This is a genomic window from Enterobacter sp. I4, assembly GCF_022669095.1.
Classification (GTDB): domain Bacteria; phylum Pseudomonadota; class Gammaproteobacteria; order Enterobacterales; family Enterobacteriaceae; genus Enterobacter; species Enterobacter pasteurii.
Genome location: NZ_JALBUO010000003.1, coordinates 566,750 through 586,206 on the forward strand (window position 1 = coordinate 566,750; position 19,457 = coordinate 586,206).

At 55.3% G+C, this 19,457-nt stretch carries 20 protein-coding genes; 18 read left to right on the forward strand and 2 right to left on the reverse strand.

Going from position 1 to position 19,457, the window contains the following annotated elements:
• The first annotated feature begins 82 nt into the window (after positions 1-82).
• From gltJ to rihA, 4 genes are all read left to right on the forward strand, one after another.
• Positions 83-823 carry a glutamate/aspartate ABC transporter permease GltJ gene (gene gltJ / locus MOQ06_RS21955; RefSeq protein WP_148420853.1) on the forward strand — a complete coding sequence of 247 codons (741 nt, stop codon included), beginning with the start codon at positions 83-85 and terminating at the stop codon, positions 821-823.
• Positions 823-1,497, forward strand: coding sequence for a glutamate/aspartate ABC transporter permease GltK (gene gltK, locus MOQ06_RS21960; protein ID WP_148420855.1), 675 nt, complete (start codon positions 823-825; stop codon positions 1,495-1,497). The genes gltJ and gltK overlap by 1 nt, the downstream gene beginning before the upstream one ends.
• Entirely contained in the window at positions 1,497-2,222 is a 726-nt protein-coding gene (locus tag MOQ06_RS21965; RefSeq protein ID WP_006809622.1) for an amino acid ABC transporter ATP-binding protein, read from the forward strand. Before gltK ends, MOQ06_RS21965 begins: the two co-directional genes overlap by 1 nt.
• A gap of 120 nt (positions 2,223-2,342) precedes the next feature.
• Entirely contained in the window at positions 2,343-3,284 is a 942-nt protein-coding gene (rihA, locus tag MOQ06_RS21970) for a pyrimidine-specific ribonucleoside hydrolase RihA (protein ID WP_242174804.1), read from the forward strand.
• A gap of 172 nt (positions 3,285-3,456) precedes the next feature.
• Here the strand turns inward: rihA and MOQ06_RS21975 are convergent, their stop codons facing one another.
• Entirely contained in the window at positions 3,457-3,939 is a 483-nt protein-coding gene (locus tag MOQ06_RS21975; protein WP_103270256.1) for a zinc ribbon-containing protein, read from the reverse strand.
• 214 nt (positions 3,940-4,153) lie between these two features.
• On the opposite strand from MOQ06_RS21975, the gene leuS reads away from it, so the two are divergent.
• The 14 genes from leuS (at position 4,154) to lipA (ending at position 19,103) form a co-directional block, all read left to right on the forward strand.
• Positions 4,154-6,736, forward strand: a complete 2,583-nt coding sequence (gene leuS, locus MOQ06_RS21980) for a leucine--tRNA ligase (protein ID WP_148419195.1) — start codon at positions 4,154-4,156, stop codon at positions 6,734-6,736.
• Positions 6,737-6,750: 14 nt separating this feature from the next.
• Positions 6,751-7,320, forward strand: a complete 570-nt coding sequence (gene lptE / locus MOQ06_RS21985) for an LPS assembly lipoprotein LptE (protein WP_242174805.1) — start codon at positions 6,751-6,753, stop codon at positions 7,318-7,320.
• The gene (gene holA, locus MOQ06_RS21990) at positions 7,320-8,351 is read left to right on the forward strand and encodes a DNA polymerase III subunit delta (RefSeq protein WP_242174806.1); all 1,032 of its coding nucleotides are present in this window, start codon (positions 7,320-7,322) and stop codon (positions 8,349-8,351) included. Before lptE ends, holA begins: the two co-directional genes overlap by 1 nt.
• A 1-nt stretch (position 8,352) precedes the next feature.
• Positions 8,353-9,009 carry a nicotinate-nucleotide adenylyltransferase gene (nadD, locus tag MOQ06_RS21995; protein ID WP_242174807.1) on the forward strand — a complete coding sequence of 219 codons (657 nt, stop codon included), beginning with the start codon at positions 8,353-8,355 and terminating at the stop codon, positions 9,007-9,009.
• A gap of 268 nt (positions 9,010-9,277) precedes the next feature.
• The gene (gene rsfS, locus MOQ06_RS22000; RefSeq protein ID WP_148419205.1) at positions 9,278-9,595 is read left to right on the forward strand and encodes a ribosome silencing factor; all 318 of its coding nucleotides are present in this window, start codon (positions 9,278-9,280) and stop codon (positions 9,593-9,595) included.
• Between the two features lie 3 nt (positions 9,596-9,598).
• The gene (rlmH, locus tag MOQ06_RS22005) at positions 9,599-10,066 is read left to right on the forward strand and encodes a 23S rRNA (pseudouridine(1915)-N(3))-methyltransferase RlmH (RefSeq protein WP_003858701.1); all 468 of its coding nucleotides are present in this window, start codon (positions 9,599-9,601) and stop codon (positions 10,064-10,066) included.
• Between the two features lie 28 nt (positions 10,067-10,094).
• Entirely contained in the window at positions 10,095-11,996 is a 1,902-nt protein-coding gene (gene mrdA, locus MOQ06_RS22010) for a peptidoglycan DD-transpeptidase MrdA (protein WP_148419206.1), read from the forward strand.
• 2 nt (positions 11,997-11,998) lie between these two features.
• Positions 11,999-13,111, forward strand: a complete 1,113-nt coding sequence (gene mrdB, locus MOQ06_RS22015) for a peptidoglycan glycosyltransferase MrdB (RefSeq protein WP_148419208.1) — start codon at positions 11,999-12,001, stop codon at positions 13,109-13,111.
• A 16-nt stretch (positions 13,112-13,127) separates the two neighbouring features.
• Positions 13,128-14,228, forward strand: a complete 1,101-nt coding sequence (rlpA, locus tag MOQ06_RS22020) for an endolytic peptidoglycan transglycosylase RlpA (protein WP_176610896.1) — start codon at positions 13,128-13,130, stop codon at positions 14,226-14,228.
• Positions 14,229-14,367: 139 nt separating this feature from the next.
• Positions 14,368-15,579, forward strand: coding sequence for a D-alanyl-D-alanine carboxypeptidase DacA (gene dacA / locus MOQ06_RS22025; protein WP_148419212.1), 1,212 nt, complete (start codon positions 14,368-14,370; stop codon positions 15,577-15,579).
• A gap of 107 nt (positions 15,580-15,686) precedes the next feature.
• Positions 15,687-15,950 carry a DUF493 family protein YbeD gene (ybeD, locus tag MOQ06_RS22030; protein WP_003858718.1) on the forward strand — a complete coding sequence of 88 codons (264 nt, stop codon included), beginning with the start codon at positions 15,687-15,689 and terminating at the stop codon, positions 15,948-15,950.
• A gap of 94 nt (positions 15,951-16,044) precedes the next feature.
• The gene (lipB, locus tag MOQ06_RS22035) at positions 16,045-16,686 is read left to right on the forward strand and encodes a lipoyl(octanoyl) transferase LipB (RefSeq protein WP_148419214.1); all 642 of its coding nucleotides are present in this window, start codon (positions 16,045-16,047) and stop codon (positions 16,684-16,686) included.
• 290 nt (positions 16,687-16,976) lie between these two features.
• Entirely contained in the window at positions 16,977-17,930 is a 954-nt protein-coding gene (locus MOQ06_RS22040) for a YbeF family transcriptional regulator (RefSeq protein ID WP_193356025.1), read from the forward strand.
• 207 nt (positions 17,931-18,137) lie between these two features.
• Positions 18,138-19,103, forward strand: coding sequence for a lipoyl synthase (gene lipA, locus MOQ06_RS22045; protein WP_006809637.1), 966 nt, complete (start codon positions 18,138-18,140; stop codon positions 19,101-19,103).
• Between the two features lie 81 nt (positions 19,104-19,184).
• Here lipA and tatE read toward each other — a convergent pair whose 3' ends face one another.
• Positions 19,185-19,388 carry a twin-arginine translocase subunit TatE gene (tatE, locus tag MOQ06_RS22050; RefSeq protein ID WP_003858723.1) on the reverse strand — a complete coding sequence of 68 codons (204 nt, stop codon included), beginning with the start codon at positions 19,386-19,388 and terminating at the stop codon, positions 19,185-19,187.
• Positions 19,389-19,457 lie beyond the last annotated feature (69 nt).

Genomic DNA, 19,457 nt, shown 5'->3' on the forward strand with positions numbered 1-19,457 from the left:
CGTTCCCCACTCAGCGCAAAAATTGAGCTTCTCACCAATCTTCGAGGGTAGCGCTGCTACCCTCTTTTTTCTGGAGTTTACTATGTCAATTGACTGGAACTGGGGCATCTTCCTGCAACAGGCCCCGTTCGGCAACACCACCTATCTTGGCTGGCTGTGGAGCGGCTTTCAGGTTACCGTTGCGTTATCGATAACGGCGTGGATCATCGCGTTTTTTGTCGGTTCGCTGTTCGGCATTCTGCGTACCGTACCTAACCGTTTTCTCTCTTCGATTGGCACGCTGTATGTGGAACTGTTCCGTAACGTTCCGCTGATCGTGCAGTTCTTTACCTGGTATCTGGTGATCCCGGAACTGCTGCCGGAAGATCTCGGCATGTGGTTCAAGGCAGAACTGGATCCTAACGTACAATTCTTTGTCTCCTCCATGCTGTGTCTGGGGCTGTTCACCGCCGCGCGCGTCTGCGAGCAGGTGCGTGCCGCCATTCAGTCGCTGCCTCGCGGACAAAAGAATGCGGCGCTGGCGATGGGGCTGACCCTGCCACAAGCCTACCGTTACGTTCTCCTGCCTAACGCCTACCGCGTCATCGTTCCGCCAATGACCTCTGAGATGATGAACCTGGTGAAAAACTCGGCCATCGCCTCGACCATTGGTCTGGTCGATATGGCGGCGCAGGCTGGCAAGCTGCTGGACTACTCCGCTCACGCGTGGGAATCCTTTACGGCGATTACGCTCGCGTATGTTCTGATTAACGCTTTCATCATGCTGGTGATGAACCTGGTTGAACGCAAAGTACGCCTGCCGGGCAACCTGGGGGGCAAATAATGTACGAATTTGACTGGAGTTCTATTGTTCCCTCCATGCCCTATCTGCTGGACGGGCTGGCAATCACCTTAAAGATCACCGTCATTGCGGTTATCGTGGGTATTGTGTGGGGCACCCTGCTGGCGGTGATGCGCCTGTCGAGCTTTAAGCCGTTCGCCTGGTTTGCCACGGCTTACGTTAACGTGTTCCGCTCTATCCCGCTGGTGATGGTGCTGCTGTGGTTTTACCTGATTGTTCCCGGCTTTTTACAGAACGTGCTGGGGCTGTCGCCTAAAACCGACATCCGCCTGATCTCCGCCATGGTGGCGTTTTCCATGTTTGAAGCCGCCTACTACTCCGAGATCATTCGTGCGGGTATTCAGAGCATCTCGCGCGGGCAGTCGAGCGCTGCGCTGGCGCTCGGGATGACGCACTGGCAGTCCATGAAGCTCATAATTCTGCCGCAGGCGTTTCGCGCCATGGTTCCGCTGCTGCTGACGCAGGGCATCGTACTGTTCCAGGATACCTCTCTGGTTTACGTGCTGAGCCTGGCAGACTTCTTCCGTACCGCCTCCACCATTGGCGAACGTGACGGAACGCAGGTTGAGATGATCCTCTTCGCGGGCGGGGTCTATTTTGTGATTAGTTTAAGCGCATCGCTGTTGGTCAGCTGGCTGAAGAAAAGGACGGTATAATGATTTCCCTGAAAAATGTTTCTAAATGGTATGGGCACTTTCAGGTGCTGACCGACTGCTCAACGGAAGTAAAAAAAGGCGATGTGGTGGTCGTATGCGGTCCGTCCGGTTCCGGTAAGTCCACGCTGATCAAAACCGTTAACGGTCTGGAACCCGTACAGCAGGGCGAAATTGTCGTTAACGGCACCAAAGTTAATGACAGGAAAACCAACCTTGCCCAGCTTCGCTCCCACGTTGGGATGGTGTTCCAGCATTTTGAGCTGTTCCCGCACCTTTCCATCATTGAGAACCTGACGCTGGCGCAGGTAAAAGTGCTGAAGCGCGATAAAAAAGCGGCGCGAGAAAAGGGGCTGAAGCTGCTGGAACGCGTTGGCCTTTCTGCGCATGCGGATAAATTCCCGGCTCAGCTTTCCGGCGGCCAGCAGCAGCGCGTGGCTATCGCGCGCGCGCTGTGCATGGATCCGGTGGCAATGCTGTTCGATGAACCTACCTCCGCGCTCGATCCTGAGATGATCAACGAAGTGCTGGACGTGATGGTGGAGCTGGCGCACGAAGGGATGACCATGATGGTGGTGACCCACGAAATGGGCTTCGCCCGGAAAGTGGCTAACCGCGTCATCTTTATGGATGAAGGTAAAATTGTTGAAGACTCACCGAAAGAAGAGTTCTTCGCAAACCCGAAATCCGAACGCGCGAAAGACTTCCTCGCCAAAATCCTGCATTAATCCTCTCAGTGCGCAATCCGCGGATTGCGCACTGCCTCACGCTTTCACGTTCTTGTTCTCGTCGGCGTCACGGGGCAGCGTTAACCTTGTCACAAAATAACGCTACGTACGGAGAACGCCATGGCACAGCCTATTATTCTCGACTGCGATCCGGGTCATGATGACGCGATTGCACTCGTCCTCGCTCTTGCCTCCCCTGAACTTGAAGTCAAAGCCGTCACCTCGTCCGCCGGGAACCAGACGCCGGATAAAACCCTGCGCAACGTGCTGCGCATGCTGACGCTGTTGAAACGTACCGATATCCCTGTCGCCGGCGGCGCTGTTAAGCCGCTGATGCGCGATCTCATCATTGCGGACAACGTTCACGGGGAGAGTGGCCTGGATGGCCCGGCGCTGCCGGAGCCGGGCTTTACGCCACAACGCTGCACCGCCGTGGAGCTGATGGCAAAGGTGCTGCGTGAAAGCGCCGAGCCCGTAACGCTGGTCGCCACCGGCCCGCAGACGAACGTGGCCCTGCTGCTCAACAGCCATCCTGAACTGCACGGCAAAATCGCCCGGATCGTCATGATGGGCGGCGCGATGGGGCTGGGAAACTGGACGCCAGCGGCGGAGTTCAACATCTATGTTGACCCGGAAGCGGCGGAAATCGTCTTCCAGTCGGGCCTGCCGATTGTGATGGCGGGGCTGGATGTGACGCATCGGGCACAGATTATGGCGGACGATATTGAGCGCTTCCGTGCCATAGATAACCCGGTCGCCACCACGGTCGCAGAGCTGCTTGATTTCTTTATGGAGTATCACAAAGCGGAAAAATGGGGCTTCCGGGGCGCGCCGCTGCACGATCCGTGCACCATTGCCTGGCTGCTGAAGCCGGAAATGTTTACGACGGTCGAGCGTTGGGTTGGCGTGGAAACACAGGGGAAATATACCCAGGGGATGACGGTGGTGGACTATTACTCGCTGACGGGAAATCAGCCGAATACGACGGTAATGGTGGATATCGATAGGCAAGCGTTTGTGGATCTGCTGGCGGAAAGGCTCGCATACTATAGTGCGGCCTGATGCCCTCACCCCAACCCTCTCCCACGGGGAGAGGGAGCAAACACTAAAAACGGCAACGTGATTGCCGTTTTGCTTTTACCTTTTGCGGCCTGATGCCCTCACCCCGGCCCTCTCCCACAGGGAGAGGGTGCAAACACTAAAAACGGCAACGTGATTGCCGTTTTGCTTTTACCTAGGGCTCAAACGGCCGACGCTGGAACTGATCGTGCCCGCACTTCGGACAGAGGGACAGCACCTCCGGCGTATAAACGGCAATATGGTGATGGCACTTCTCACAGACCAGGTTTCCCAGCCCCACGACTTCGCCGCTGTGATACACGCCATGGTGGTTCAAATCCTGGAACACCTCGCGCCACTCCAGCTGGGTTTTATCGGTAATATCCGCCAGCTCCTGCCACAGGCTCTCCTTAATGACCCGCATAAAGACGCTGTCGGTAATCTCGTCCTGACTCTCTTCGTAGCTACGCGCAAACTCCTCCAGGTCGCGGCGAACGGCGCGCGTCACCTCTTCCACTTCGGTTCGCGTTAACTCACCCGTTTGCGTCACGCGCGCGCGGGCCTGTTCAACCAGCGCGTCGATATCGCGCTCGCCGTTACGCAGCCGTTCCGTCAGTGTCGCCACCAGTTCGCGGTAAAATTGAGCAACCTTGTTCATCATTTTGCCTCCCGGGTAAGTAACTATTTCTAATAATAGACCTTATTTCGCCGCCGCTTTGTCAGGTGAAGCACAGACCCGGTAAATTCCTGCAAAGCGCATTTGTGCGAAAGGCTGTTTTGACGAAGACGTTTGGGCTATGCTATGCGGATCTGAATCACCACATCCATTGGCTACATTTGTAGCTGTATTGAACACAGGACCACTGGCTGCCATGCAAGAGCAATACCGCCCGGAAGAGATAGAATCAAAAGTCCAGCAACACTGGGACGAGAAGCGCACCTTTGAAGTAACCGAAGACGAGAGCAAAGAGAAGTATTACTGCCTGTCGATGCTTCCCTATCCTTCTGGTCGACTACACATGGGCCACGTGCGTAACTACACCATCGGCGACGTGATTGCACGCTACCAGCGCATGCTGGGCAAAAACGTGCTGCAGCCTATCGGCTGGGATGCGTTCGGCCTGCCTGCTGAAGGCGCGGCGGTTAAAAACAACACCGCACCGGCGCCGTGGACGTACGACAACATCGCGTACATGAAAAACCAGCTGAAAATGCTGGGCTTTGGCTATGACTGGAGCCGTGAACTGGCGACCTGTACCCCGGAATATTACCGCTGGGAGCAGAAGTTCTTCACCGAGCTGTACAAAAAAGGCCTGGTATACAAGAAAACCTCAGCCGTTAACTGGTGCCCGAACGACCAGACCGTTCTGGCGAACGAGCAGGTTATCGACGGCTGCTGCTGGCGCTGCGACACCAAAGTTGAACGTAAAGAGATCCCGCAGTGGTTTATTAAAATCACCGCTTACGCTGACGAGCTGCTGAACGATCTGGACACGCTGGATCACTGGCCTGACACCGTTAAGACCATGCAGCGCAACTGGATCGGCCGTTCCGAGGGCGTGGAGATTACCTTCAACGTCGAGAATTACGACCAGACCCTGACCGTCTACACCACCCGTCCGGACACCTTCATGGGTGCGACCTATCTGGCAGTTGCCGCCGGTCACCCGCTGGCGCAGAAAGCGGCCGAAAACAACCCGGAACTGGCAGCCTTCATCGACGAATGCCGCAACACCAAAGTGGCCGAAGCGGACATGGCGACGATGGAGAAAAAAGGCGTTGCGACGGGCTTCTATGCTAAGCACCCGCTGACTGGCGAAGCGATCCCGGTCTGGGCGGCAAACTTCGTTCTGATGGAGTACGGCACCGGTGCGGTAATGGCGGTTCCGGGTCACGATCAGCGCGACTACGAGTTCGCCACCAAATACAACCTGCCGATCAAAGCCGTTATCCTGGCCGCAGACGGTTCCGAACCCGATCTGTCTGAGCAGGCGCTGACCGAAAAAGGCACCCTGTTTAACTCTGGCGAATTCAGCGGTCTGAGCTTCGAAGAGGGCTTCAACGCTATCGCCGACAAGCTGGCCTCGCTGGGCGTCGGCGAGCGTAAGGTGAACTATCGCCTGCGCGACTGGGGCGTTTCCCGTCAGCGTTACTGGGGTGCGCCAATTCCAATGGTGACCCTGGAAGACGGCACCGTAATGCCAACGCCAGAAGATCAGCTCCCGGTGATCCTGCCGGAAGATGTGGTCATGGACGGCATCACCAGCCCGATCAAAGCCGATCCTGAATGGGCAAAAACCACCGTTAACGGTCAGCCCGCGCTGCGTGAAACCGACACGTTCGACACCTTTATGGAATCTTCCTGGTACTACGCGCGCTACACCTGCCCGCAGTACAAGGAAGGCATGCTGGATTCCGAAGCGGCAAACTACTGGCTGCCGGTAGATATCTACATCGGTGGTATTGAACACGCCATCATGCACCTGCTCTACTTCCGCTTCTTCCACAAGCTGATGCGTGATGCAGGCCTCGTAAACTCTGACGAGCCAGCGAAACAGCTGCTGTGTCAGGGCATGGTGCTGGCAGATGCCTTCTACTATGTTGGCGCAAACGGCGAGCGCAACTGGGTTTCTCCGGTTGATGCGATCGTTGAGCGCGACGAGAAAGGCCGTATCGTTAAGGCGAAGGACGCTGAAGGTCATGAACTGGTTTATACCGGCATGAGCAAGATGTCCAAGTCTAAAAACAACGGTATTGACCCGCAGGTGATGGTTGAGCGTTACGGTGCCGACACCGTGCGTCTGTTTATGATGTTCGCCTCCCCGGCGGATATGACGCTGGAATGGCAGGAATCCGGCGTGGAAGGGGCAAACCGCTTCCTGAAACGCGTCTGGAAACTGGTATACGAGCACACCTCTCAGGGTGAGGCCCCAGCGCTGAACGTGGCTGCTCTGACGGAAGATCAGCAGGCGCTGCGTCGTGATGTTCATAAAACAATTGCGAAAGTGACCGATGATATTGGTCGTCGTCAGACCTTCAATACCGCAATTGCGGCTATTATGGAACTGATGAACAAGCTGGCGAAAGCCCCGCAGGACGGCGAGCAGGATCGCGCATTAATGCGTGAAGCGCTGCTGGCGGTTGTTCGCATGCTCAACCCGTTCACTCCGCACGTCAGCTTCACCCTGTGGCAGGAGCTGAAGGGCGAAGGCGATATCGACAACGCGCCGTGGCCGGTGGCTGATGAATCCGCTATGGTGGAAAACACCACCCTGGTTGTGGTGCAGGTTAACGGTAAAGTGCGCGGTAAAATCACCGTCGCGGTCGACGCAACCGAAGAACAGGTTCGCGAGCGCGCAGGCCAGGAGCATCTGGTCGCGAAATACCTTGAGGGCGTTACCGTACGTAAAGCGATCTACGTACCGGGTAAACTGCTAAATCTGGTCGTTGGCTAAGCGCGGGAGGAAACGTGCGACAACTGGCAACAATACTCTTATCTCTGGCGGTGCTTGTCACCGCTGGCTGCGGCTGGCACCTGCGCAACACTACGGCAGTGCCACCTCAGATGAAAACGATGATCTTCGACTCGTCCGATCCAAACGGACCACTGAGCCGGGCTATCCGTAATCAGCTGCGCTTGAACGACGTTGAGCTAATTGAGAAAGGAACCCTGCGCCAGGATGTGCCTTCGCTTCGCGTCCTGACATCATCTCTGGTACAAGACACGGCGTCGATCTTCCAGGACGGGCGAACGGCGGAATATCAGATGGTGCTGACCGTTAACGCAGCGGTCCTGATCCCGGGTAAAGACATTTATCCTATCAGTACCAAAGTCTACCGCTCGTTCTTTGATAACCCGCAAACGGCGCTGGCAAAAGATGCCGAACAGCAGATTATCATCAAGGAGATGTACGATAGGGCGGCGGATCAGCTGATCCGTAAACTGCCTACTATCACAGCGTCGACGAAGGCAGGCTCTGACGTTATCGAAACACCGGATGCCCGCACGCCCGATATGCCAACGTCGCTGGGTAACTGATGATCAGGTTGTATCCTGAACAACTCCGCGCGCAGCTCAACGAAGGGCTGCGCGCGGCCTATCTGCTGCTCGGTAACGATCCGCTCTTGCTTCAGGAAAGCCTTGATGCTGTTCGCCATGCGGCCGCAGCGCAGGGCTTTGACGAGCACCACACTTTCCAGATTGATAACAGCACCGACTGGAACGCTGTCTTCTCGCTTTGTCAGGCCATGAGCCTCTTTGCTTCGCGCCAGACTATTCAGATCCTGCTGCCGGAGAACGGCCCTAACGCCGCCATCAATGAACAGCTGGCCATGCTGGTAAGTTTGCTACACAGCGATCTGCTGCTGATCGTGCGCGGCAACAAGCTTACCAAAGCGCAGGAAAATGCGGCCTGGTTTACCCAGCTCGCCACTCACGCGGTGCTGGTCACCTGCCAGACGCCAGAACAGGCGCATCTGCCAAAATGGGTTGCCGCGCGAGCGAAACAGCATAATCTGAAGCTGGATGATGCAGCCAATCAGCTTCTTTGCTACTGCTATGAAGGCAACCTTCTGGCGCTGGCGCAGGCCCTGGACAGGCTCTCCCTGCTGTGGCCTGACGGAAAGCTGACGCTGCCGCGCGTCGAACAGGCGGTGAACGATGCCGCGCACTTTACTCCCTTCCACTGGGTTGACGCGCTCCTGTCGGCGAAAAGCAAGCGAGCGCTGCATATTCTGCAACAGCTGCGCCTGGAAGGGAGTGAGCCGGTCATCCTGCTCCGCACGCTCCAGCGTGAGTTACTGCTGCTGAACAACCTCAAGCGCCAGTCCGCCCATGTGCCATTACGTACGCTGTTCGACAAGCATCGCGTCTGGCAAAACCGCCGGGCGATGACGACGGAAGCGATAAACCGCCTGAGCCACGAGCAGCTGCGTCAGGCCGTACAGCTTCTGATGCGCGCCGAGCTGACGCTGAAGCAGGATTACGGCCAGTCCGTCTGGGCGGAGCTGGAAAGCCTTTCTTTGCTGCTCTGCCATAAGGCGCTGGCAGATGTATTTATCGAAGGGTGATATGCAATCTTTACAGGCAATGTATGGCGGCACCTTCGACCCGGTGCACTATGGGCATCTTAAGCCGGTTGAAATCCTCGCGAATCTGATTGGTTTGCAGCGGGTGATCGTCATGCCCAATAACGTTCCGCCGCACCGTCCTCAGCCGGAAGCGACCAGCGCACAGCGCAAAGCGATGCTCGCCCTGGCCATCGCCGATAAGCCCCTCTTTACGCTTGACGAGCGCGAGCTGCGCCGGGATACGCCATCCTGGACATCCCAGACGCTGCGCGAATGGCGCGCTGAACAGGGCCCAGTGAAACCGCTGGCGTTTATTATCGGCCAGGATTCCCTGCTCAATTTTCCCAGCTGGTATCAGTACGACACCATTCTGGAAAACAGCCATTTGCTGGTCTGCCGCCGTCCGGGCTATCCGCTGACCATGCGTGAAGCGCAGCATCAGCGGTGGCTGGACGCGCACCTGACGGACAATATCGAAGACCTGCACAGGCTGCCCGCCGGTAAAATTTATCTCGCGGAAACGCCATGGTTTGATATTTCCGCAACGCTCATCCGCGAGCGGCTCCAGCAGGGTTTAGACTGTAGCGATCTGCTGCCCCCACCCGTGCTGGCGTATATCCACGCACAGGGGCTGTATCAGAAAAATACAGAGGCCTGAACATCGTCGGCGAAATTGTCTGTTATTGATTATCCTGCCTTGACAGGCTAAGCCATACTGATATCCTCCGCTGCCAGACTTTCCCGCCAGTCGTTGCTTTACAGAAATTGTTTTACAAAAATGGCGATGCAATCTCAGGCGGAGGGTGGGATGATACCCGCCTTCAAAAGCCGGGCGGTGACATTTGTCCCGCGGCTGACGTCAGTTCAGGTATACTGTCTGACCACGAATTCACAGTTGTACAATCTCATTCACCCAGGGGGAAAACTTGCAGGGTAAAGCACTCCAGGATTTTGTTATCGACAAAATTGATGACCTGAAAGGTCAGGACATCATCGCTATCGACGTTAAGGGTAAATCCAGCATCACCGACTGCATGATCATCTGCACCGGTACCTCAACTCGTCACGTTGTTTCGATTGCTGACCATGTTGTTCAGGAATCGCGCGCGGCAGGGCTGCTTCCGCTGGGCGTTGAAGGTGAAACGACCGCTGACTGGGTGGTTGTCGATCTCGGCGATGTTATTGTCCACGTCATGCAGGAAGAGAGCCGTCGCCTGTATGAGCTGGAAAAACTCTGGGGTTAATGCGTGAAGTTGCAGCTGGTCGCCGTCGGCACCAAAATGCCTGACTGGGTACAAACCGGTTTTACTGAATATCTGCGTCGTTTTCCTAAAGATATGCCGTTCGAACTGGTGGAGATCCCAGCAGGAAAGCGCGGCAAGAACGCGGATATCAAACGTATTCTCGATAAAGAGGGAGAGCTGATGCTGGCTGCCGCAGGCAAAAACCGCATCGTGACTCTCGACATCCCGGGCAAGCCCTGGGATACGCCGCAGCTGGCGCACGAACTGGAGCGCTGGAAACAGGATGGCCGTGACGTCAGCCTGTTGATTGGCGGACCGGAAGGGTTATCTCCCGCCTGCAAAGCGGCAGCAGAACAAAGTTGGTCACTCTCTGCGCTGACGCTGCCCCACCCGCTTGTGCGGGTTCTCGTGGCAGAAAGTCTGTATCGCGCATGGAGCATTACTACCAACCACCCTTATCACCGCGAGTAATGACTGACCAGGGTAATTTAAGCAGCGGATGAAACTACAGAATTCTTTTCGCGACTATACGGCTGAGTCCGCGCTGTTTGTGCGCCGGGCGCTGGTCGCCTTTACGGGGATTTTGCTGCTTACCGGCGTGCTGATCGCCAACCTCTACAATCTGCAAATTGTCCGCTATACCGATTACCAGACCCGCTCAAACGAAAACCGTATCAAGCTGGTGCCCATCGCGCCCAGCCGCGGCATTATCTACGATCGTAACGGCACCCCGCTGGCGCTAAACCGCACCATCTACCAGATAGAGATGATGCCGGAGAAAGTCGATAACGTGCAGGATACGCTGAACGCGCTGAGAAGCGTCGTTGACCTCAATGACGACGACATCGCCGCGTTCAAAAAAGAGCGCGCACGTTCTCACCGCTTCACCTCGATTCCGGTTAAAACCAACCTGACGGAAGTGCAGGTCGCCCGTTTTGCCGTTAACCAGTACCGTTTCCCCGGGGTGGAAGTCAAAGGCTATAAGCGCCGATACTACCCTTACGGCTCCGCGCTGACGCACGTGATTGGCTACGTCTCCAAGATTAACGATAAAGACGTCGAACGCCTTGATAAAGACGGCAAGCTGGCCAACTACGCCGCCACGCACGACATTGGCAAGCTGGGGATCGAACGCTATTACGAAGATGTTCTGCACGGCCAGACCGGCTATGAAGAAGTTGAGGTAAACAACCGTGGCCGCGTGATCCGTCAGCTAAAAGAGGTGCCGCCGCAGGCGGGGCATGACGTCTATTTGACGATCGACCTGAAGCTTCAGCAGTATATCGAAACGCTGCTGGCGGGTAGCCGTGCTGCCGTTATCGTGACCGACCCGAGAACGGGCGGCATCCTGTCGATGGTTTCTATGCCAAGCTATGATCCGAACCTCTTCGTGGACGGCATCTCCAGCAAGGACTACTCCGGCCTGCTCAACGATCCAAACACCCCGCTGGTGAACCGCGCGACGCAGGGGGTCTATCCTCCGGCCTCAACGGTTAAACCGTATGTCGCCGTTTCTGCCCTGAGCGCGGGCGTCATTAACCGTAATACCAGCCTGTTTGACCCGGGCTGGTGGCAGCTGCCTGGCTCTGAAAAACGCTACCGCGACTGGAAAAAATGGGGCCACGGCCATCTGAACGTAACCAAATCGCTGGAAGAGTCTGCGGATACCTTCTTCTATCAGGTCGCCTACGACATGGGTATTGACCGTCTTTCTGAATGGATGAGCAAATTCGGCTACGGGCACTACACCGGTATCGATCTCGCGGAAGAGCGCTCCGGCAATATGCCAACCCGCGAATGGAAACAGAAGCGCTTTAAAAAGCCCTGGTATCAGGGTGACACCATTCCGGTAGGGATCGGCCAGGGCTACTGGACGGCAACGCCGTTGCAGATGAATAAGGCGATGATGATCCTTATTAACGATGGCGTGGTGAAAGTGCCGCACCTGCTGCAAAGTACCGTTGAAAACGGCAAAAAAGTGCCGTGGATACAGCCGCACGAGCCGCCGGTGGGCGATATCCACTCAGGCTTCTGGGAAATCGCGAAAGACGGAATGTATGGCGTCGCCAACCGCCCTAACGGGACGGCGCACAAATACTTCGCTGGCGCACCGTATAAAATCGCGGCCAAATCGGGTACTGCACAGGTCTTCGGTCTGAAAGCGAATGAAACCTATAACGCGCACAAAATTGCCGAACGTCTGCGTGACCATAAGCTCATGACAGCGTTTGCGCCTTATGATAACCCGCAGGTTGCGGTGGCGATGATTCTGGAAAACGGCGGCGCAGGCCCGGCGGTGGGGACCATCATGCGTCAAATCCTCGACCACATCATGCTGGGCGATAACAACACCGTACTGCCAGCCGAAAACCCGGCAGCCGCTGCGGCGGAGGACCAATAATCATGACGGATAATCCAAATAAAAAATCGTTGTGGGATAAGATCCACATCGACCCTGCCATGCTGCTGATCCTGCTGGCTCTGCTGGTTTACAGCGCTCTGGTTATCTGGAGCGCCAGCGGTCAGGACATCGGCATGATGGAGCGTAAAATCGGCCAGATCGCTATGGGCCTGGTCATTATGGTGGTAATGGCGCAAATACCGCCCCGCGTCTATGAAGGCTGGGCGCCCTATCTCTATATTTTCTGTATTATTTTGCTGGTGGCAGTCGATGCGTTCGGTGCCATATCCAAAGGCGCGCAACGCTGGCTGGATCTGGGGATTGTTCGCTTCCAGCCGTCGGAAATTGCCAAAATCGCCGTCCCGTTGATGGTTGCACGCTTTATCAACCGCGACGTCTGTCCGCCGTCGCTGAAAAATACCGCCATTGCGCTGGTGCTGATTTTCCTGCCAACGCTCCTCGTGGCCGCGCAGCCGGACCTCGGCACCTCGATTCTTATCGCCCTCTCCGGTCTGTTCGTACTGTTCCTGTCCGGCCTGAGCTGGCGTTTGATCGGCATCGCGGTCGTCCTGCTGGCTGCCTTTATCCCTATTCTCTGGTTCTTCCTGATGCATGACTATCAGCGCCAGCGCGTGATGATGCTGCTCGATCCAGAGACCGATCCGCTGGGTGCAGGCTATCATATTATTCAGTCGAAAATTGCGATTGGCTCCGGCGGCCTGCGCGGAAAAGGCTGGCTGCACGGTACGCAGTCACAGCTTGAATTCTTACCGGAACGCCACACTGACTTTATCTTTGCCGTTCTGGCTGAGGAGTTAGGGCTGGTTGGTATCCTGGTTCTGCTTGGGCTGTACCTGCTGCTGATCATGCGCGGGCTCTATATTGCCGCACGGGCGCAGACCACCTTTGGCCGGGTAATGGCGGGTGGATTAATGTTAATTTTATTCGTTTATGTCTTCGTAAATATTGGTATGGTGAGTGGTATTCTGCCGGTTGTAGGCGTGCCGCTGCCGCTGGTGAGTTACGGGGGCTCGGCACTGATCGTGTTGATGGCCGGGTTTGGTATCGTAATGTCGATCCATACCCACAGGAAAATGTTGTCCAAAAGCGTATAAAAATAAGGGGATCGCAATGCGTAAGCAGTGGCTGGGGATCTGCATCGCTGCAAGTTTACTTGCAGCCTGCACAAGTGATGATGGTCAGCAACAGGCAACCGTCGCGCCGCCGCAGCCTGCGGTCTGTAACGGCCCGATTGTTGAAATTAGCGGTGCCGATCCCGTTTATGAACCGCTGAACCCCAGCGTGAATCAGGACTATCAGCGCGACGGCAAAAGCTACAAAATCGTTCAGGATCCCGCCCGTTTTAGCCAGGCCGGCCTTGCCGCCATCTATGATGCTGAGCCAGGCAGCAACCTGACCGCGTCAGGTGAAACCTTCGATCCGATGCAGATTACGGCGGCACACCCGACGCTGCCAATCCCAAGCTACGCGCGCATCACTAACCTGGCGAATGGTCGCATGATCGTAGTGCGTATTAACGACCGTGGCCCTTACGGTAACGACCGCGTTATCTCCCTGTCGCGCGCGGCGGCCGATCGTCTCAACACCTCTAATAATACCAAAGTGCGTATTGACCCAATCATCGTGGCGCAGGACGGTACGCTGTCCGGCCCGGGTACCGCCTGTACCACCGTTGCAAAACAGACCTACGCCCTGCCCGCTCGTCCGGACCTGAGCGGCGGCATGGGAGGCGCGTCAACGCCTTCAGAGCCTGCTCAGCCGCAGGGCGAAGTGCGCGCCATCAGCAACGATACGCTGCAAAGCGACGATGCGACAGGCGCTCCGGTGAAAAGCAGCGGCTTTCTCGGCGCTCCCACCACGTTAGCCTCTGGCGTGATTGAATCAGATGAACCCGCTCCCGCGCCTGTCGTTGCGGCCCCCGCAGCACAACCCGCTCCGGTGACCGCCCCTGCTGCCACCCAAACTGCTGCACCCGCTGCGGCAAGCGGCAGCTACGTAGTTCAGGTGGGCGCCGTCAGCGATCGAGCCCGTGCAGAGCAGTATCAGCAGCGTTTAAGCCAGCAGTTTGGCGTGCCTGGCCGCGTAGAGCAAAACGGTGCGGTATGGCGTATCCAGATGGGTCCGTTTGCCGGTAAATCGCAGGCTGCGTCACTGCAGCAGCGCCTGCAGAGCGAGGCGCAACTTCAGTCGTTTATCACTGTTGCGAAGTAATTAATCGGTGGTATCCGAAATGTCAGTTTGTGTAAATGACGTTAACACTCTCATGATGAAAGTCGGATGCCTGCCTGTATAGCTTTTGCTATAGTAAGGCACTTTTTTTAATTCCATCACGGATGTCGTAGTTCTGACCATGAAGACCACTTTTTCTGCTCGTTTTGTGCAGCGCATCGCGCTGACCACGGCCCTTTGCGCTGCTGCACTCTCCGCAGCACACGCGGATGACCTGAACATCAAGACCATGATCCCTGGCGTTCCGCAGATCGACGCGGAATCCTACATCCTGATTGACTACAACTCTGGCAAAGTTCTGGCAGAACAGAATGCCGATGTCCGTCGCGATCCGGCCAGCCTGACCAAGATGATGACCAGCTACGTTATCGGCCAGGCAATGAAGGCAGGTAAATTCAAAGAAACCGACCTGGTGACTATTGGTAACGACGCGTGGGCAACCGGTAACCCGGTATTTAAAGGTTCATCCCTGATGTTCCTGAAGCCAGGCATGCAGGTTCCGGTCTCTCAGCTGATCCGTGGTATTAACCTGCAATCCGGTAACGACGCCTGCGTGGCAATGGCCGATTTTGCGGCGGGTAGCCAGGATGCGTTTGTCGGCCTGATGAACAGCTACGTCTCCGCGCTGGGCCTCAAAAATACCCACTTCCAGACCGTACACGGCCTGGACGCAGAGGGCCAGTACAGCTCTGCGCGTGACATGGCGCTGATTGGTCAGGCGCTGATCCGTGACGTGCCGAACGAGTACTCTATCTACAAAGAGAAAGAGTTCACCTTTAACGGCATCCGTCAGACTAACCGTAACGGCCTGCTGTGGGATAACAGCCTGAACGTTGACGGCATTAAAACGGGCCACACCGACAAAGCCGGTTACAACCTGGTGGCTTCCGCGACCGAAGGCCAGATGCGCCTGATCTCTGCCGTGATGGGGGGCCGCACCTTTAAAGGACGCGAAACGGAAAGCAAAAAGCTGCTGACCTGGGGCTTCCGCTTCTTCGAAACCGTGAATCCGCTGAAGGCCGGTAAAGAGTTTGCCTCAGAACCCGTCTGGTTTGGCGACAATGACCGCGCTTCCCTGGGCGTCGATAAAGATCTTTATCTGACTATCCCGCGCGGCCGCATGAAGGATCTGAAAGCCAGCTACGTGCTGAACACCACCGAGCTGCACGCGCCGCTGCATAAAAACCAGGTCGTTGGCACCATCAACTTCCAGCTGGATGGCAAAACCATCGATCAGCGTCCACTGGTGGTGCTGGATGAAATTCCGGAAGGCAATTTCTTCGGCAAAATCATTGATTACATTAAGCTGATGTTCCACCACTGGTTTGGTTGAAAATTGAACACTTGAAAGTGTGATTTTGATCCCCATATACTACGTATCAGTAAAACTCCCGCCCCGTGGCGGGAGTTATTATTTTTTACACACACGCCGGAGCTGACATGAAAACCAAACTTAACGAACTGCTTGAATTCCCTACTCCATTTACTTACAAAGTGATGGGTCTGGCGAAACCTGAGCTGGTTGATCAGGTGGTTGAAGTGGTACAGCGCCATGCGCCGGGCGACTACTCTCCGTCGGTAAAACCGAGCAGCAAAGGTAACTACCACTCGGTCTCAATCACCATCACCGCCACGCACATTGAGCAGGTTGAAACGCTGTACGAAGAGCTTGGCAACATCGAAATTGTTCGTATGGTGCTGTAGTCCCTCTGCGGTTGCCCGGTTTGCCGGGTAACCCCTCTTCCCGCTGTGATATAATCCCCGCTACCTATTCTCCCCTGTTTTCGGAGACATCCTTTTGTACCAGGATAAAATTCTTGTCCGCCATCTTGGGCTACAGCCTTACGAGCCTGTCTCTCAGGCTATGCATGACTTTACCGATACGCGCGATGACGCCACCCCTGATGAAATCTGGCTGGTTGAACACCTGCCGGTGTTCACGCAAGGCCAGGCAGGAAAAGCCGAACATCTGCTGATGACGGGCGACATCCCGGTGATCCAGAGCGATCGCGGTGGACAGGTAACCTACCACGGTCCGGGACAGCAGGTTATGTATGTTTTGCTTAACCTGAAACGCAGAAAACTGGGCGTGCGCGAGCTGGTGACATTGCTGGAACAAACCGTAGTGAACACGCTCGCTGAGTACGGCATCGACGCTCACCCCCGCGCTGATGCGCCGGGCGTCTACGTGGGTGAAATGAAGATCTGTTCGCTGGGCCTGCGTATCCGAAAGGGCTGCTCGTTCCACGGCCTGGCGCTGAATATCAATATGGATCTCGCCCCCTTCCAGCGCATCAACCCCTGCGGATACGCCGGCATGGAGATGACGCAAATGTGCCAGTGGGTCGAAAGCGCCACGCCTGAGGTTATCCGGCCCGTGCTTCTGAAGAACTTTTTAGCACTGCTTAACAATCCTGCCCACGAATATATTGCTGCTTAACCCGCTTCCGACAGTGGCTCATTTATTTGCTGAGCCACTGCTTAATTCCCGCATTTACGCTTTACAATAAACCGCATATTCTATATTTTCGAGTCGCCCATATATTAGCGCTACATATTAATTAGAACCTTAATAGGACCATCGACGGTAGCCTGTAACATGCGTGACAATCACCCAACTGCTTGTTTTCGATAATTAAGGGAAACATACCGAACACTTTACGAATCTCTGCAAGCATATTAAATAAATTCAACTATCATTCATATTGTGAATGGATACGGAGTAAGAGCGTGGAGCCTACTAATTTACCAGCCAAACGCCTGAATGAAACCAGCGGCGAAGATAAGCCGCAAATTTTTCGGACTTTACGTAATATTGATCTCAATTTATTGACTATTTTTGAGGCGGTATATGTCCATAAAGGTATCGTTAATGCTGCGAAAATTCTTAATCTCACGCCCTCCGCTATTAGCCAGTCCATTCAAAAATTGCGCGCTATATTTCCCGACCCTTTATTTATTCGTAAAGGCCAGGGGGTAACGCCAACCGCGTACGCCACTCACCTCCATGAGTATATCAGCCAGGGTCTGGAATCGATTCTGGGCGCGCTGGATCTTACCGGCAGCTATGACAAGCAAAGAACCATCACCATTGGCACCTCTCCCTCGGTGGGCGTTCTGGTAATGCCGGCTATCTATCAGGCGATAAAACAGCATGCGCCACAGCTGCTGATCCGCAACGTGCCCGTCAGCGATCCGGAAACCCAGCTGGCGCAGTTCCAGACGGATCTGATCATCGACAGCAACAGCTTCCAGGCCAGGGCGCTGGGGCAGCACGTCCTTTATTCCGACAGCCTGGCGCTCGTTTGCCGTCAACACCATCCGGCGTTAGGCGCGCCGCTGACGCCAGAAAATTTGCGCCAGTATGAACATGCGTCATTTATGGCCGAGGGACAAAGGCAGGATCCGCTGCGACAGCGGATTGAGGAGCTGTTCCCGGACCGTCTGGTTAGCTTCAGCAGTTACAATATGTTTACCGTTGCGGCCCTGATTGGCAGCAGCGACCTGCTCTGTATCATGCCCGTAAGGCTCTTCGATCTGCTCCAGAAATGCTGGCCACTCGAGAACATTCCGCTGGGTCAGCTCAATACAGAATCTGTTGAAATCTCACTGCATTACAACAAGCTCAGCCTTCGCGATCCGGTACTGGAAAACGTCATTAACGTCATCCGCCAGGCTTTCTGATCCCGCCTTTCAGCACAAGCCCCTGCCGCACGCGGGGCAAAAGGCACAAAACAACAACTATTTTACAAATTGGCGACCTGGCAGGCTGCTTTATCGCCCCTTTAAATGATATACTGCCTGTCGTTCGTTCAAAAATAGTTGATAATTACAACATTCCCTTGAAATGAAACGCTTTCCTTCGATATTCGCAACTGGAACACGCACGCTATGAGTAAACCCATTGTGATGGAACGCGGTGTTAAATACCGCGATGCCGATAAAATGGCCCTTATCCCGGTTAAAAACGTGGCTACAGAGCGCGAGGCGCTGTTAAGAAAACCGGAATGGATGAAAATTAAACTTCCGGCTGACTCTTCGCGTATCCAGGGGATCAAAGCGGCGATGCGCAAAAATGGCCTTCACTCCGTCTGTGAAGAAGCCTCCTGCCCTAACCTTGCTGAATGTTTCAATCACGGTACCGCGACGTTTATGATTTTGGGTGCCATCTGTACCCGCCGCTGTCCGTTCTGTGACGTTGCCCATGGCCGTCCCGTTGCGCCTGACGCGAATGAACCGCAGAAGCTGGCGCAGACGATTGCCGATATGGCGCTGCGTTACGTTGTTATCACCTCCGTCGACCGTGATGACCTGCGCGATGGCGGTGCTCAGCACTTTGCTGACTGCATTACCGCGATCCGCGAAAAAAGCCCGAACATTAAGATTGAGACGCTGGTTCCGGACTTCCGTGGACGTATGGACCGCGCGCTCGATATCCTGACCGCAACGCCACCAGACGTGTTCAACCACAACCTCGAGAACGTACCGCGTATTTATCGTCAGGTGCGTCCTGGTGCGGACTATAACTGGTCCCTGAAGCTGCTGGAGCGCTTTAAAGAAGCACATCCGCATATTCCTACCAAGTCTGGCCTGATGGTTGGCCTGGGGGAAACGAATGCCGAAATCATTGAAGTGATGCGCGATCTGCGCCGCCACGGCGTCACGATGCTGACCCTGGGCCAGTATTTGCAGCCAAGCCGTCACCATCTGCCCGTGCAGCGCTACGTGAGCCCGGACGAGTTCGACGAGATGAAAGCCGAAGCGATGGCGATGGGCTTTACCCACGCGGCCTGTGGTCCTTTCGTTCGCTCGTCATATCACGCCGATATGCAGGCGAAAGGCGAAGAAGTAAAATAAGCCCTGACATACTTTTTTACAGTTATAAAAAAAACCGGCCTCGTTAGCCGGTTTTTTTATGCAAGCCTTGCAGCATTGCCATTACTCTTTGTGGGACAGCTTCTGTGCCGTGATGTCGTCTTCGGCACTTTTCTTCGCTGCCGCGTCATCATCGTTCATTGCTTTCTTAAAGCCCTTAATGGCAGCACCCAGGTCTCCACCCAGCGTGCGTAACTTCTTGGTACCGAACAGCAGGACGACCAGTGCGGCAACCACCAGCAGTTTGGTAATACTAATCTCACCCATAAATACCTTCTTTACATGAAACAGGCTGCAAGTCAGCGCCAAAAACCTGAACGTATTAACGGACATTTG